The sequence below is a fragment of the Desulfosarcina widdelii genome (genome assembly GCF_009688965.1).
Lineage (GTDB): Bacteria > Desulfobacterota > Desulfobacteria > Desulfobacterales > Desulfosarcinaceae > Desulfosarcina > Desulfosarcina widdelii.
This window is the reverse complement of the sequence record NZ_AP021875.1, coordinates 2,808,079-2,821,946: the sequence shown is the minus strand read 5'-3', so window position 1 is coordinate 2,821,946 and position 13,868 is coordinate 2,808,079. Positions and strand designations below refer to the sequence as shown.

Here is a 13,868-nt window from a genome sequence, read left to right as displayed (position 1 = left end):
ATCATGGGGTTGACCCGTTTCCAGGCGATGGACCGGACATGGAATTCAAAACTGAGCCGAATGGCACCCACCGGAACCGTAATCTTTCTACCGCAACACAGGTCCTGGCTATGGATGAAAAAGAAATCTTTCTGGATGATGCTGCAGAACAGCTTTTCGCACAGATCGAAGGGATAGAGGAGCACAAAAAAGGGCTTACGGCTGCAGAAATGATGGCCGAAAGCCTGGCTGCGGAGCAGAAGCAGCAGGATGTATGGCGCATCCTGCTCTGTGAAATCGTCCATCATTTTGCCGGTTATTTCCAGCGCATCGACCCGGATACCCGCAAGGCGGAGGAGCGCCAGATCTTTGACCAGCTTTCGGAGACGCTCCATAAGCTTTCCCAGCTTCCCCAGGGCGTCGGACGGGTTCTGATTCGCTACCGGGGGCGCTCCCAGAACAGCGACATTCCCGAACGCCTGGACTACGAGATTCTGTTCGGCAACATGGTGGTGGACCTGGATATGGTCCCGCTGATGATCAAACGTCACGGCCATTTGCTGTCCCATCTGATGGCCCAACTGCTGGATGCCTTCGGAATTTTTTCCGAGTGCGGCATCAACAACCTGCACCTGCACCTTCCGACGAAGTCTCCTGAATCGTTGAACCGCCTACAGCGAAGCCTGCACATCCTCTGTCGCCTGTACCGTGCCCACGAGAACCAGAGGGACATCGTTCTTGGTCCCGGCAAAGAGAATGTCGTGCCGATGGTGCTCGATGAAAAAGGGGCGGTCAGCAGTAACCTCACCCTGGTGGCCGGGGTAAACCGTCTGAACGCCAAAACCATGCGAAACCTTGTTTCCAAGGTGAATGCCTGGATTCAGAAAAAGGAGGCTTCCGAGGAAGGCTGCCAGTTTACCAGCGTCTACAACGCCATTTTCGGGTTGCCCAAGATCAGTGCTCAGATTTCGCCGCCGCCCATAGAGATCAACAATGTGGATTGGCTGATGCGGGAGAAAAGCGAAAAGGAATTTACCCGCGAAAAGGCCAAAGTAGCCCGAATTATCGCAAGTCTTGAGAATTCTCCCGAAAAAGTGGCAAAAGTCATCAAAAGCGTCTACGGAGACGACTACCAGAAGATCAACTCCCGTCTATTGGAGGAACGGCTGGGCCTTTCCTCCCATCTGCTTGAAGCCATCGATAACAAACCCAAGAGCGAAGATGCCCGGCAGGAGGTGTTGACCAACCTTCAAAAGCGCCTGGATACGGTCCGGGACGATGTTTTCGACAACCTCTACTTCACCCGCTCGGAAGACGATAAAGTCGGCTCCCGGGGTGTCATCATGGGTGCAGTCCACAGGCAGTTGTACAAGATGGTTTCGTTTTTCAAGGGACGCTCCGTTACCCGCAGGAAAATGACCTCCATGGTCAAAGGCAACATCCAGTTCGAGGAGCGGGACTACGAAATCCTGTCCCGGGATTTCGGGATCGAGATGGAGGAAGCCAGACGACTGGTCGACGACCTCAACAGTTGTTTCAACGAGAAGGGACGTTTTCTCAAAAGCGCCTTTGCCGCGGCAATTCCCCGATTCACACTCTACGAGAAAAAAATATTCGAATTTCTTTGGCGTCACATGAAAGACGTGATCGCTCCGGAAGACCGCAACGCTTTTCTCAATTCGCTTCAGGAGCTGACCGCTCAGATGAACCAGCCCAAGCGGGCCTTCAAGATTCTTTTGGAAGATTTTCTAAAAGATCCGGAGGATATTCAGTTCTCGGATGCCAAGGCGCTCATGCTGGCCAACCTGATCCTGCACGAATACGACAAGTCGCTAGCCGACATCGAAATTACCCCCGAGGACATTCTTTTCAACCGGAAGGGGCTGGATCAGGAGGTTGCGCGCTACGCTGCCTGGCGCATGGATCGGGATCAGGAGGCCTATTTCGACAAAGTCCGGAGCATTCACCAGGCCCTGTGCGAAGCCCTCGAATTCGGCCTGACCCGCCGGCACCGCCTGAGCGCCAAGGACCTGTTGCGTCTGGAGCGCGAGGTGTATATCTTTTTGGCCATGATTGAAACCATCGTCGGGCGTTCAGTGCTTCGCAGCGCCATCAACGAGTACGGCAGTCCGGAATCCGATATTTATTTCCTGAAGGAAAGCGACCGGTATATGTCGCACCTGCTGCAGAATTTACGCATCGCCATCCGCGGCCTGGCCAATATCGGCAGCATCGAAAGCATACCGGCCCTTGAGGCGGTCAAAACCAGAGAGGAAGTTTTTCAACGCCTCAAGAAAGACAAAGCCCACCGGGACCAGTCGCGGCTGATATCGGAATGGGTGGACGAGGCTGTCAAAATCATAAAATTTCGTTCCTGAATCATACTTGCGAATCGGGCGCCTTTTTTGAAGGTGCCTGCACTTTATCTTCATTTTCCCGATAATCCGTCATCGAGGCAACCCAATCTGCCGGGGGTAGCAACTGCGCTCCGGCAGATTTTTTTGAGCATTAGCCAAAAAGTGCTTGACGTCTTTTGGGCTTATGCTTACTGTGGTTGGGTCATAAACGCAGGCTTGGTTGGCGGCCGATCATGCCGGGTGTTCGAAGGCGGACGCAGCCGGTCTGCGGCAGATTGAGGAGGCCAGACCATGATTATCAGTATCGCCAGTGGCAAAGGTGGAACCGGAAAGACCACCGTGGCGACCAATATTGCCGTTTCTGTGGAAGGGCCGGTTCAGTTGCTGGACTGCGACGTGGAAGAACCCAACGCCCATCTGTTTTTGCGGCCCGAGATCGAAGAGTCCCGGGTCGTCACCACGCCGGTTCCGAAAATCGATCTGGACAGGTGCGATCGATGCAGAAAATGTGCGCAGATCTGCCGTTTCAAGGCTATTGCCGTTGCCGGTGACCTGGTGTTGACCTTTCCCGAATTGTGTCATAGCTGCGGCGGTTGCATGGCCATCTGTCCCCAGGGGGCCATTACCGAGACGGGGCGCGAACTGGGTGTGGTTGAGACCGGAGCCATGAACGGGGTCAGTTTCGTTCACGGGCGAATGCGGGTGGGAGAAGCCATGTCGCCGCCCCTGATCCGGCTTGTCCGAGAGCGGACCTGGGACCGGGGACTGACGTTGATCGATGCACCGCCGGGAACATCCTGCCCGGTGATTGCCGCCATGAAGAATACCGATTTTGTGCTGCTGGTCACCGAACCTACCCCCTTTGGGCTGCACGATCTGAAGTTGGCCGTAGAGGCGGTTCGGACGCTGGGCATCCCCATGGGACTGGTGCTCAATCGGTCCGACCTGGGCGATGACAAGGTGAAAGACTACGCCCAAAGCGAGGGAGTTCCAATCCTCATGGAAATTCCTTTCGATCGGCAGATTGCCGAAAGCTATTCGCGGGGTGAGATGTTTGTCCAGGTGCTTCCCGAGTGGCGGACCCGTTTCCGGAACCTGGTCGAGCAAATAAAAACCCTGGTCGAAAAGGGGGGCGAAACCAAATGAAGGAACTCGTCATTTTGAGCGGCAAGGGGGGAACCGGTAAAACCAGCCTGACGGCGGCTTTTGCCAGCCTGGCCGGCGGCTGCCTTCTGTGCGATGCCGACGTGGACGCCGCCGATCTTCATTTGTTGATGCAGCCCGACGTTCGCCGGAGGACTGATTTCATGGGGGGCGGAATCGCCTCCATCGATCCGCAACGCTGCACCCAATGCGGTACCTGCATTGAGTTGTGCCGGTGGTCGGCCATCGGACCGGATTTTGTCGTCGATGAAATCGAATGCGAAGGCTGCGGGGTATGTGTCGATTTTTGTCCGGAGCAGGCCATCAACTTTCCCCCGCAGATCTGCGGGCAGTGGTTTATTTCCGATACCCGTTTCGGGCCCATGGTCCACGCCCGCTTGGGCATTGCCGAGGAAAATTCGGGCAAGCTGGTTACTCTGGTGCGTCAGCAGGCCAGCCAACTGGCCAAAGAGAAAGGCATCGACTTGCTGATTACCGACGGCCCTCCGGGAGTGGGTTGCCCGGTGATCGCCGCCGTCGGAGGCGCCACCAGTGCCCTGATCGTTACCGAACCCACGGTGTCGGGAATTCATGACATGCAGCGGGCCATCGAATTGTGCCGGCATTTCAAGGTGCCGGTGATGGTGTGCATCAATAAATACGATTTGAATCCGGAAAAAAGCAGTGAAATCGAGGCCCTGGCCCGTGAAGGCGATTTGCCCGTCGTCGGCCGGGTGCCTTACGATCCGGTGTTTACCCGGGCCATGGTCCAGGGCAAGACCCTTTTCGAATACGACGGAGAAGGTTCTGCCGCCGAGCACTTGCGGTTGGTGTGGAAAACGATTATGAACACAGCGGCCATGACGGCCGAGTAAATGATCGTGCTCGACGGCAATGGACATCTTCGTGGACCGATAAACAAGAAATAGAAAGGAGCAAAAGATACCATGGAAAAAGGAAGAATCGCCGTCCCCTCGATGGAGGCGGGCGGCCTAAACGGTAAACGGTCCGGTCATTTCGGACACTGCGACGTATTTACCCTTATCGATGTCAAGGACGGCGCTATCGAGAAGGTTTCCATCCTTCCGAATCAGAGCCATGTCCAGGGCGGCTGCATGGTGCCGGTTAACCTGCTGGCGGATAACCAGGTCAACGCCCTGATCGTCGGCGGCATCGGCATGCGCCCGCTGATGGGATTCCGCCAGGTGGGCATCGAGGTGTATCATGACGACCAACGCCCCGATATCCGTCCGGTGGTGGAAGATTTGATTGCCGGAAAATTGCCCATGATCGCCGACAACCAGGTGTGCGGTGGCGGTGGCGGCGGGCACTGATCCGCTCCTGGAAGAGTGTAGACACAGAAAGGACAAACCATGAAGATTGCCGTTACATCCACGGGAAAGAACCTGGATTCTCCCATGGATCCCCGTTTCGGTCGGGCGGCTTATATCCTGATTGTCGATTCCGATACGATGGCATTTGAAGTCCTCGACAATGCCGAGAATGTCAACGCCTTCAAAGGCGCAGGTATTCAGGCGGCCGTCATGATCAGCGACAAGAAGGCCGACGTCCTCCTCACCGGCTTTTGCGGACCCAATGCTTTTAAAACCCTGGAAGCGGCCAGCGTCAAGGTGGCCGGGGACGTGAGCGGAACCGTTCGCGAGGCGGTAGCCGCTTATGTCGACGGAAACGTAACCCTGGTTTCAACCCCCAACGCCCAGGGGCACTGGTAGCCCCAGTCGTTGCGGTAAACCGCCGAAACAGCCGGAATTTTTGGCCGACACTGCGTAGATGGATCGCACCTCCCTTTGCGTTTTGTAAAAACGGCCGGTTTCCGGTGTGCGGCGCCGGCCTGCCGGCCCCCTTGTGCCTTCCATCATACCTCCTGCTCGTTCGAGGCCGGCCCCGGCGTCGCACCTCCTTGCGGCACCGCCTGTAAATCGGATCTCCTTTTTTTCCGCTTTGATGGCTGCGTATTTGATGGCTGCGTATACCGTCAAGGCACCCACCCTGGTTCCTTCGCCTGTGGCAAAATGTACCCCTTTTCGGCCACACCCGGTGGGGACGACATTTGACGCCCACAGTTTTGTGCAGTATTTTGTTTTCGTGCCTTCGACACTCTTCGGGCGATCCGATTGCCCAAACTCTCGGAGGGTAATCCAATGGCTCTGCCCGCGACCCACATCCGGTTTGCCGCTGTCTTGTCCGCGCACCTGTCCGTAACGGATAGGTCGGCCTACCTTTCCGGCACCCTCTATCCGGACAGCCGATGGATGACGGGCCTCGAGCGCGGGCATACCCACGACCGGCGGTTTCTGGAGCCCGACTTTGCCTCGGACGATTTCAGCCTTGGCTGGCACATCCATTGTGTGTGCGATCATATTCAGAGTGACATCCATAACGATCTTCTGGGCAATCTTTCGCAGTTGCCGCCGGATGAACGCTGGATCCGGGTGTCGGCGGCCAGGGCGGTCCAGGATGCCAACGATGCCGCCAGGGGAGAAATGTTCAGCCACCTCTTGCTCCTCACCGACAACCGGACGCCCAATGGTGAATCCGCTGAAGGCGTAAGCGCCTATCTGGAACTGGTCGGAAGGGTATACAGCCGTACTGTCCCACCGGTATGGTCGGATTATGAGGCCTTGTGGGCCGGTGTCGGCCTGGACCGGCAGCGGATTTCGCAGATTGAAGAACAGGTGAAACGGATCATGGGGGACGAAAGTTTGGTGAACAACCTATACGACGCGTTCCAACAAATGGTGCATCGTTGGCACCGACCAACAGTGGCTGCCAAGCAGGCCCAACGGAGGCGGAAATGACGACAGTCGCATTGGAAACCGGCAACGACGTCCGGGTGGAAAGCTGGTGCGAGCTGTGCGAGCGGCTCTATGCGAACTCCTGGCAGGAAAGCCTGATGCGGTTTCGTTCCAACTACGCCTTTCGGGGTCTTTCGGACAAGTCCTACGATCTTCAAACCAGTTTTTCGCGGCGCTGCAGGGACTACTCTCACCTGGAATACCACCTGCTGCGCAATTTCAGCAAATATGCCGAGGTTTCCTGGACCGGGGAGAATGCCACGGCCTGGCGATGGCTCACCGTGGCCCAGCACCACGGTTTGCCTACCCGGCTGCTGGACTGGACCTATTCGCCCTTCGTGGCCGCACATTTTGCCACTGCCGACACCGATCGTTTCAACTGCGACGGGGTCATCTGGTACGCCGACTACGTGAAAATCAACCAGATGCTGCCCAGCCCCCTGGCCGACGAACTCGTCCGTCACGGCGCCCATGCCTTTACCCTGGAGATGCTGGAGCATGCCCTGGGAGACATCAAGGCCTTCGATGCCCTGGGCAGCGATCTGGTGCTTTTTTTCGAACCGCCTTCCATCGATGCACGCATCGTGAACCAGTTTGCCTTTTTTTCGGTCATGTCCAGTCCGACCGCCCAGTTGGACCGCTGGCTGGCCGGCCATCCAGAACTATACGGGCGGATTGTGATCCCCCGGGATCTCAAGTGGGAGATCCGCGACAAGCTGGACCAGGCCAACATTACCGAACGCATTCTTTTTCCGGGGCTCGACGGGCTGGCATCATGGCTCACCCGGCAGTATACGCCCCGGTCCAACGCCCACAACCCATCGATCGAGCAAAGGAGAAAAGAATCATGACTGCTGACATTTTCAATGCATTGGTGGTGCGAGCCGCAGAAGACAACGCTTACCTTCGCCAGATCGAACAGCGCAGCATCGACGACCTGCCTGACGGCGACGTGCTCATCCGGGTACACTACTCTTCGTTGAACTACAAGGACGCGCTTTCAGCCATCGGCAACCGGGGAGTTACCCGTAACTTTCCCCATACGCCGGGAATCGACGCGGCAGGGACGGTCGCCCAAAGCCGGGTCCGCGGCTTCAAAGAGGGCGACCCGGTATTGGTGACCGGATACGATCTGGGCATGAACACCTCGGGCGGCTTCGGGCAATACGTGCGGGTGCCGGCCGAATGGGTGGTTCCGCTGCCCGAGGGTCTCACTTTGAAAGAGAGCATGGTCTACGGCACAGCCGGTTTTACCGCAGGCATGGGGATTTCTTTTCTCACTGAACGCGTCGCTCCCGAAGCGGGGCCGGTGCTGGTTACCGGCGCCACCGGCGGGGTGGGCAGCGTGGCCGTGGCTGTTTTGGCCAAGCTGGGGTACACGGTGGCCGCGGTGACCGGCAAGACCGCGGAATGGGATTTTCTCCAGGGAATCGGTGCATCCCAGATCGTCGATCGGGCGGATGCCGCCGATACCAGCGGGCGGCCGCTGCTCAAGGGGCAGTGGGCCGGCGCCATCGATACCGTGGGCGGTGAGATTCTGGCCACAACCATCAAATCCACACTGCCCTGGGGCACGGTCGCCTGCTGCGGCAACGTAGCATCCCCGGAACTGCCCCTGACCGTTTTTCCTTTTATCCTGCGCGGTGTCCGCCTGATCGGCATCGACTCCCAGAACTGTCCCATGGATCTGCGGCTGCAGGTGTGGCGAAATCTGGCCGGCCCCTGGAAGGTCGCCGCCATCGAAAACCTTTCCCGGCAGATCTCCATGGATGACCTCAGCGACAACATCGATGTAATTCTCAAGGGACAGCAGAAAGGCCGGGTCGTGGTTCGGTTGGGGTAAGGGACGTTTTCTTCTCTCCGGATAAAGTTGATCGCCGCACGTCAAGACAAGAACCGTTTGACAAGCGACCAGGATCGGCATTTAATGAACGATAATACCGTTGCGCCCGGAATCTGAACCGCTTTCCAGCCGCTGGCCAAACCAAAGCATTCCTTTCAACCGACGAAGATCCGATCCCCTGACGCGCAACGGTCACCTGTAAAGACTTGGTATTCCCCACAGGAAAAGGAGGCTCCCATGAGTGTCAAGATTCTGATCACCCGGACTGTCCCCGGAAACAAAGGAAAGGAAATGCTTAAACTTTTCAAGGAGATGCGTTCTCTGGCCACGTCCCAACCCGGATACATTTCCGGGGAAACCATGAAAAGCAACGACCGACCCGATGTCTTTCTGGTCATCAGCACCTGGCAATCGGCGCAAGATTGGGAAAAGTGGCTCCTGAGCAAGGAGCGGCAATCGATTCAGGAGAAAATTGACGCCCTGCTCGGGGGGCATACCCATTACGAGATGTTCCACTATGGCTTAAGGGGTTGATCCCCGGCCCCTTCCACCGGCAACCCAACGCCTCCGGCGAACCCATCTATAGACAACCGTTGCGGCATGCCCGTGCGTAGGCACCCGTTTGTCGCTGGCATCCTGCTCACCCGTCCCGGATCCAGCGGGTCACGGCCTATATCTGCGAGGTTTCGAAAAAGGTCATGCAAATGCCGCTGAAGAGGCTGAAAATTCCCACCCAGGTATCTTTCCAGAACCGGTCGCAGACCACGGCGACCCGGTCGATGGCATGATCGTACAATCTCAAAAACCGTAAATCGTCATATTTCCTGTCATAACCACGATCCCAACGGTTGGCATCTCGCCGGACCGAATGTCGGTTTTCGAAGGTGAACGCAACTAATCGCTTGCCAATCGAACAAAAACCGATACACTACGGCTTTACAACCAATATACAGAAAGGGCTGAGCGGATATGCAGGAAGGAAGCGAAAACGAATCGTCCAAACCGGTGGAATTGCATTTTACACGAACCAACGGTGTGGTAGACGAATCCATCGACACCCTGATCAAGGACGTGGGGGGCATTGACCATCCGGATATCGTGCGGGAGATCATTCTCGCTGCCCTGAAGGCCGGACAGGAGAACCGCGGTCGCAGGGACCTGAAGCTGATGAACACCTCCATGAAAGAGATGCGCTTCACGGCCAAGGTCTTCGGACCTTATCGGGAGGTGCGCAAGGTGACGGTGTTCGGCTCGGCGCGCATCCGACCGGAGGCGCCGTTGTATCGGATCGCCGTGGAACTGGGCAAACAATTGGCCGATGCCGGATTCATGGTGATCACCGGGGGCGGCCCCGGTATTATGCAAGCTGCCAACGAAGGCGCCGGGCCGGAACACTCCTTTGGCGTCAACATCCGGCTGCCCTTTGAACAGAAACCCAATCCGGTGCTGGTGGGCAATCCCCGTTATATTTCCTACAAATATTTTTTTAACCGAAAAGTCGCTTTTTTAAAGGAAGCCGATGCGGTGATCCTTTTCCCGGGCGGTTTCGGCACCATGGACGAGGCCATGGAATCCATCACCTTGCTGCAGACCGGCAAGCGCTACCCGCTGCCCCTGCTCATGATCGACGAACCCGGAGGTACCTATTGGGAGCGCCTGTGCAATTTTCTGGAAAACGAGCTTTCCGGTCAGGGCTACATATCCGCTGATGACTTCCGCCTGATCGAGAAACTCGACCGCCCGGAGGATGCGGTTTCCCGGATCCGTCATTTCTATTCGCGCTACCACAGCCTGCGCTATGTGAACGGCCAGTTGGTGATCCGCATGTCCAGCCGCTTGAAAGCGGAACAACTCGACACCCTGAAGGAGGCTTACCGAGATATCCTGATTCCCGGTGGCGACATCCGGCAGTCAGGCGCCCTGGAAGAGGAGATGAACGAGGTCGAACTGATCGACCTGCCGCGGCTGGTTGTGGACTTTAACCGGCGGGATTTCGGGCGTCTGCGACAACTGGTGGATGCTATCAACGACGGTTGACCCCGCTGCAGCCAAGCTTGGAGCAATGCGTGCATCCCATCGACTCATTTTCGATCGAATTCCTGCCGATCCGATAAAGAAGGGGAAAGCGTTCACAAAAACGTAACCCTTGCATCGATTCAAACGACTGTATGTATACGATATGCGATATCAGCAATCGAAATGCGATTTGCCCGACGCCGAAATCGACGACGCGGCAGTGATCGACCGGGTGCTGAATGGCGATACCGATGCCTTTGGGCTGTTGATGAACAAATATGGGGCTATGGTCGTCAATCGTATCAAGTACCACGTGCCTGAAGCCGGATTGGAGGAGACCGTTCAGGATGCGTTTGTAAGGGCCTATCGGTCCCTGGGAACTTGCAGGGATCGGAAAAAGTTCAAAGCCTGGCTCTCGTCTATAGCGGTAAAAGCGGCCTACGATTATCTGCGCAAACAATACCGCCGCAAGGAGACCGTCGTAAGCAAATTGACCGCCGATCATCGGGATTGGCTCGAACACGTTTCCATTCAGCAATCCAAAGAGGAGTATCGTCGCCGGTTGGCCTGCAGTGAAGCCAGGGAGGTATTGAACCGGGCATTGTGCCAACTGCCTGAGCAGGATCGTATGGTGCTTGAACTGGTTCACCTTCAGGAGATTCCAGTCAAGGAGGCCGCAAAGCTGTTGGGGTGGAGCGCCATCAATGTGAAGGTCAGGAGCCACCGTTCACGAAAAAAACTAAGGGCCATTATAGAAGACATGATCACCCGGGAAAAGGAGTAGCCATGAGGTGGGACCATGAAGGGCGCAAAAGGGTGGAAGGGGTTCTAAAGGACGTCTATCTTGGGGCCGGAAGCCACCGGCAGGATTCCCTGGATCCCGATTGGAAAGCGAACGCCCTGAGACGGATCCGTTCGCTGCCCGAGTCTCCAGGGCAAATTCCGCTGGGATGGCTGTTTCAGCACTACCTGTGGCGTCTGGCACCTGTTGCCGGGGTTCTGATCCTTTTCATCGCCCTATGGATGGTTCAAAGCGGTTTGAACCCCGACATCGAGATGGCGGCCCTGGCCTTGGATAATCCGATCGACTTCGGATTGATCGAACCATTTGGATTATAGTCGGTGGCCCGTTTTTGACGGACACGAATCAAGGATTGACTGATGAACAGATGGAAGGTCATTGCAGGTATTCTGCTGATATTCATTCTCGGTGCGCTCACTGGAGCGATGGGGACCAACACTTTTTTCAAGCACCGCATCAAACGTTTCATGGATCCCAAGGGACCGCCGCCGCCGATACTCATTCTCCAGAGGCAGATGGATGAACTGACGTTGTCGCAGGAACAACAAAACCGGATCGATGCCTTGTTCGACGATATGCACCGGGAGTTCACGGACCTGTGGAAAAAATCGCAGCCGGTGTTCAAGCAGCTTTTCGATCAATACCTGTTGCGGATCAGGGAAGTGTTGAACCCGGCGCAGCAGGAAAAGCTGGATCGAACGGTGGACAGAATTGAAAAGCGCATGGAACGAATGAAACCGCCGCCTCCGCCGGAAAAGAGGGGGGGGCTGTTCGATGCCCCGCGATTGCAAAAGGAACTCGGTCTGACGGCGGACCAGGCGGAAAAGGGCGCGGCGATCCTAAAGGATCTGAAAAAGAAAAGCGATGCCGTTCATCGCCGTTTCGACGAGGAGATGCTTCTTCTGCACGACCGTATGGATGCCGAGCTGAAACAGGTGTGGTCGGACGGCGAGGCCAGACTGTCCGATGTGATGTCCAGGAAGCAGATGGAACGCCTAAGGATCGAAAGGGGCCCAAGGCCAGGACCGAGGCCATAGGGCGAACCACGGCGGTCAATTCCGGATTGGATTTTCTATATCCGGTTGCCGTTAGGGGCGGTAAAGATGTATCCGACGCCCCGGACGGTTTTCAGGTAGACCGGTTCGGTCGGGTCGTCGCCGAGTTTGCGGCGGATCCTTGAAATGTATACGTCGATGGAGCGATCGATACCGTTGTAATCGGTTTTGTACAACACCCGATTCAGATCGTCCCGGCTGACCACGGTTCCGGTGTGGTTGGCCAGGTGCCAGAGCAGGTCGAACTGGGTCGTGGTCAGCCGCAGGGGGCTGTCGTTGAGGTAGGCCTCGCGCCGGGATGGATCGACGACCAGGTCGCCGACGGCAACCGGGTTCGTGGTCGATTGCCCGGGGACGCGGTTGCGCTTCAGCAGGGCGTTGATCCTGGCAGCCATAATTCGCGGATGCAGCGGTCTGGCAATGTAATCATCGGCACCGGTTTCGAATGCCAGCAGTTCATCCAGGTCGTCGCTTTCCCCATTCAGAAAAAGAATCGGGCCATCGTATCCTTTCCTGATTTCCCGGCACGCAAAAAATCCGTTCATCCCCGGCATCGTAGAATCAACCACGACCATCGCCGGTGAAATTTCACCGATCCTGGCTTGCGGATCCTCTCCGGGATTCAGGGCTTTCGTTCCGAAGCCGTTGACTTCCATATGCGTTTCTATCTGTTCGACCAGTTCCAGATCGCAACTGATCATCAATATGGTATCGCCGGTTGCCATGCATTTCCTCCGTCTCCGAATCAGGCACACCCCTATCTAATTTCTATCCAGAAATGACCAATTTGTCCGATATCTTTGTTGCGAGAAAAATTTTATCCTCGAAATATCAACTATATGCACCCCAAGGGGATTTCCTCCGGGCACCTGCGGTAAAATTTTTCGTGCGCCTCGATCTCGACCAAATTTGCCTATTTCTGGATGGACACTGCCTATTCTCCGGGTCGATTGTCGTTTTCGGCACTTTTATAAACAACTGCCATACACTGCGACGGATTGCTTATCTTATTGAGTCGGTGCAGCTAAGGAAAAGGTTACACGATGAAACCGACGTGAATTGGAGATAAGGAAGGTTTTTACCGGGCGGTGGCAGGGCAGCGTCGCCTCCGGCGGGCCATCCACCGCCCGTTGGTTTGCGAATTGCCTATCCGGCAGCATTCGAATCGAATGCCGAAGTGTATTTGAGCATCACCCACCCGAAGCTGCCATCGGGAAGCTGTACATACAGCCATTCGGGAGCGTATCCATTGATCGCCACCGTTTCGTGTTGTCGAATCTGTTGGACCACCGGAAAGTTCAGGCCGGGACCCGAACGGACATTGAGCAGTGCAGCGGTGATCGTTACCGTTTCGCCCGTAATCTGTTGAGACGGCACCACGGCAGAGGTTTCCTTCACGGCTACCACCTCCGAGGGCTGCTCCACGACCACATATCCTTGCTGGGCCCTGCGGTAATAAACATCGTTGTAAAGATAGTAGGTGATGCCCCCCACCAATAACGCCATGGCGCCCACAGGAAGGCTGAATACCACTGCTCCGACGGGTGCATGCACGGGAAAGAAGCCGCCCGGCCTTTGCTGATAAAAAGCGCCGCCGTGAAAATAGTATCTGGAGTTGCCGACATTAACGGTACGATGGTCGGGCGGCATTTTATGGAGAACCTCGCCGGGGCCATGGCCAGGCCCTCTTCCGGGTTGAGCATATACAACTGTCGCGATGGTTGTAAAAACAAGCAGGTGAACGGCCATCATCAGAACCAGCCGTTTGAAGACTTTGGTGACGATTTTTCTTTGCATGGGATTATTCCTTTCCGACAAACGGGCTTCCTTCTGGTATTAAGTCGTATGCCGGAATTT

General features: G+C 56.2%; 17 protein-coding genes. 13 read left to right on the top strand and 4 right to left on the bottom strand.

All coding sequences use genetic code 11. The features are described 5' to 3' along the window. The first annotated feature begins 38 nt into the window (after positions 1-38). The 5 genes from GN111_RS13265 (at position 39) to GN111_RS13245 (ending at position 5,212) form a co-directional block, all read left to right on the top strand. The gene (locus GN111_RS13265) at positions 39-2,357 is read left to right on the top strand and encodes a hypothetical protein (RefSeq protein WP_155304212.1); all 2,319 of its coding nucleotides are present in this window, start codon (positions 39-41) and stop codon (positions 2,355-2,357) included. A gap of 270 nt (positions 2,358-2,627) precedes the next feature. Beyond that, positions 2,628-3,482: an ATP-binding protein gene (locus tag GN111_RS13260; RefSeq protein ID WP_155304211.1), complete on the top strand. Its 855-nt coding sequence runs from the start codon at positions 2,628-2,630 to the stop codon at positions 3,480-3,482. Further along, positions 3,479-4,354 carry an ATP-binding protein gene (locus GN111_RS13255; protein ID WP_155304210.1) on the top strand — a complete coding sequence of 292 codons (876 nt, stop codon included), beginning with the start codon at positions 3,479-3,481 and terminating at the stop codon, positions 4,352-4,354. Before GN111_RS13260 ends, GN111_RS13255 begins: the two co-directional genes overlap by 4 nt. 72 nt (positions 4,355-4,426) lie before the next feature. Then, positions 4,427-4,813 carry a NifB/NifX family molybdenum-iron cluster-binding protein gene (locus tag GN111_RS13250; RefSeq protein WP_155304209.1) on the top strand — a complete coding sequence of 129 codons (387 nt, stop codon included), beginning with the start codon at positions 4,427-4,429 and terminating at the stop codon, positions 4,811-4,813. A 39-nt stretch (positions 4,814-4,852) separates the two neighbouring features. Beyond that, entirely contained in the window at positions 4,853-5,212 is a 360-nt protein-coding gene (locus GN111_RS13245; RefSeq protein ID WP_155304208.1) for a NifB/NifX family molybdenum-iron cluster-binding protein, read from the top strand. Here GN111_RS13245 and GN111_RS13240 read toward each other — a convergent pair. After that, positions 5,183-5,479, bottom strand: a complete 297-nt coding sequence (locus tag GN111_RS13240) for a hypothetical protein (RefSeq protein ID WP_155304207.1) — start codon at positions 5,477-5,479, stop codon at positions 5,183-5,185. The two genes, GN111_RS13245 and GN111_RS13240, sit on opposite strands and share 30 nt — an antisense overlap. 162 nt (positions 5,480-5,641) lie before the next feature. On the opposite strand from GN111_RS13240, the gene GN111_RS13235 reads away from it, so the two are divergent. The 4 genes from GN111_RS13235 to GN111_RS13220 all read left to right on the top strand — a co-directional run bounded on the left by GN111_RS13235 (position 5,642) and on the right by GN111_RS13220 (position 8,672). Next, entirely contained in the window at positions 5,642-6,298 is a 657-nt protein-coding gene (locus GN111_RS13235; RefSeq protein ID WP_155304206.1) for a hypothetical protein, read from the top strand. After that, positions 6,295-7,146 (top strand): FRG domain-containing protein, encoded by an 852-nt coding sequence (locus GN111_RS13230; RefSeq protein ID WP_155304205.1) that lies wholly within the window; start codon positions 6,295-6,297, stop codon positions 7,144-7,146. The genes GN111_RS13235 and GN111_RS13230 overlap by 4 nt, the downstream gene beginning before the upstream one ends. After that, the gene (locus GN111_RS13225; RefSeq protein WP_155304204.1) at positions 7,143-8,138 is read left to right on the top strand and encodes a YhdH/YhfP family quinone oxidoreductase; all 996 of its coding nucleotides are present in this window, start codon (positions 7,143-7,145) and stop codon (positions 8,136-8,138) included. Before GN111_RS13230 ends, GN111_RS13225 begins: the two co-directional genes overlap by 4 nt. A 237-nt stretch (positions 8,139-8,375) precedes the next feature. Beyond that, positions 8,376-8,672, top strand: a complete 297-nt coding sequence (locus GN111_RS13220; protein ID WP_155304203.1) for an antibiotic biosynthesis monooxygenase family protein — start codon at positions 8,376-8,378, stop codon at positions 8,670-8,672. A 136-nt stretch (positions 8,673-8,808) separates the two neighbouring features. On the opposite strand, the gene GN111_RS34185 is transcribed toward GN111_RS13220, so the two are convergent. Continuing rightward, on the bottom strand, positions 8,809-8,940 hold the full coding sequence (locus GN111_RS34185) for a hypothetical protein (protein WP_269433835.1): 132 nt from the start codon (positions 8,938-8,940) through the stop codon (positions 8,809-8,811). Between the two features lie 167 nt (positions 8,941-9,107). Here GN111_RS34185 and GN111_RS13215 point away from each other — a divergent pair, with 167 nt between their 5' ends. From GN111_RS13215 to GN111_RS13200, 4 genes are all read left to right on the top strand, one after another. After that, on the top strand, positions 9,108-10,175 hold the full coding sequence (locus tag GN111_RS13215) for an LOG family protein (protein WP_197740544.1): 1,068 nt from the start codon (positions 9,108-9,110) through the stop codon (positions 10,173-10,175). Between the two features lie 169 nt (positions 10,176-10,344). Beyond that, a complete protein-coding gene (locus GN111_RS13210; protein ID WP_170302264.1) occupies positions 10,345-10,938 on the top strand; it encodes an RNA polymerase sigma factor in 594 nt (197 codons plus the stop codon). Between the two features lie 2 nt (positions 10,939-10,940). Beyond that, positions 10,941-11,273 carry a hypothetical protein gene (locus GN111_RS13205; protein ID WP_155304201.1) on the top strand — a complete coding sequence of 111 codons (333 nt, stop codon included), beginning with the start codon at positions 10,941-10,943 and terminating at the stop codon, positions 11,271-11,273. 42 nt (positions 11,274-11,315) lie between these two features. After that, the gene (locus GN111_RS13200) at positions 11,316-11,993 is read left to right on the top strand and encodes a hypothetical protein (RefSeq protein ID WP_155304200.1); all 678 of its coding nucleotides are present in this window, start codon (positions 11,316-11,318) and stop codon (positions 11,991-11,993) included. A 35-nt stretch (positions 11,994-12,028) separates the two neighbouring features. Here the strand turns inward: GN111_RS13200 and GN111_RS13195 are convergent, their stop codons facing one another. Together GN111_RS13195 and GN111_RS13190 are read right to left on the bottom strand one after the other, a co-directional pair. Beyond that, complete coding sequence (locus tag GN111_RS13195; protein WP_155304199.1) at positions 12,029-12,736, bottom strand: winged helix-turn-helix domain-containing protein; 708 nt, start codon at positions 12,734-12,736, stop codon at positions 12,029-12,031. Between the two features lie 421 nt (positions 12,737-13,157). Beyond that, a complete protein-coding gene (locus GN111_RS13190; RefSeq protein WP_155304198.1) occupies positions 13,158-13,808 on the bottom strand; it encodes a DUF6515 family protein in 651 nt (216 codons plus the stop codon). Positions 13,809-13,868: the final 60 nt, after the last annotated feature.

Coding starts and splice junctions, on each gene's coding strand:
- GN111_RS13260 (WP_155304211.1), top strand. CDS start 2,628: ATGATTATCAGTATCGCCAGTGGCAAAGGTGGAACCGGAAAGACCACC.
- GN111_RS13195 (WP_155304199.1), bottom strand. CDS start 12,736: ATGGCAACCGGCGATACCATATTGATGATCAGTTGCGATCTGGAACTG.
- GN111_RS13220 (WP_155304203.1), top strand. CDS start 8,376: ATGAGTGTCAAGATTCTGATCACCCGGACTGTCCCCGGAAACAAAGGA.
- GN111_RS13235 (WP_155304206.1), top strand. CDS start 5,642: ATGGCTCTGCCCGCGACCCACATCCGGTTTGCCGCTGTCTTGTCCGCG.
- GN111_RS13225 (WP_155304204.1), top strand. CDS start 7,143: ATGACTGCTGACATTTTCAATGCATTGGTGGTGCGAGCCGCAGAAGAC.
- GN111_RS13255 (WP_155304210.1), top strand. CDS start 3,479: ATGAAGGAACTCGTCATTTTGAGCGGCAAGGGGGGAACCGGTAAAACC.
- GN111_RS13250 (WP_155304209.1), top strand. CDS start 4,427: ATGGAAAAAGGAAGAATCGCCGTCCCCTCGATGGAGGCGGGCGGCCTA.
- GN111_RS13205 (WP_155304201.1), top strand. CDS start 10,941: ATGAGGTGGGACCATGAAGGGCGCAAAAGGGTGGAAGGGGTTCTAAAG.
- GN111_RS13265 (WP_155304212.1), top strand. CDS start 39: ATGGAATTCAAAACTGAGCCGAATGGCACCCACCGGAACCGTAATCTT.
- GN111_RS13200 (WP_155304200.1), top strand. CDS start 11,316: ATGAACAGATGGAAGGTCATTGCAGGTATTCTGCTGATATTCATTCTC.
- GN111_RS13230 (WP_155304205.1), top strand. CDS start 6,295: ATGACGACAGTCGCATTGGAAACCGGCAACGACGTCCGGGTGGAAAGC.
- GN111_RS13190 (WP_155304198.1), bottom strand. CDS start 13,808: ATGCAAAGAAAAATCGTCACCAAAGTCTTCAAACGGCTGGTTCTGATG.
- GN111_RS13215 (WP_197740544.1), top strand. CDS start 9,108: ATGCAGGAAGGAAGCGAAAACGAATCGTCCAAACCGGTGGAATTGCAT.
- GN111_RS13245 (WP_155304208.1), top strand. CDS start 4,853: ATGAAGATTGCCGTTACATCCACGGGAAAGAACCTGGATTCTCCCATG.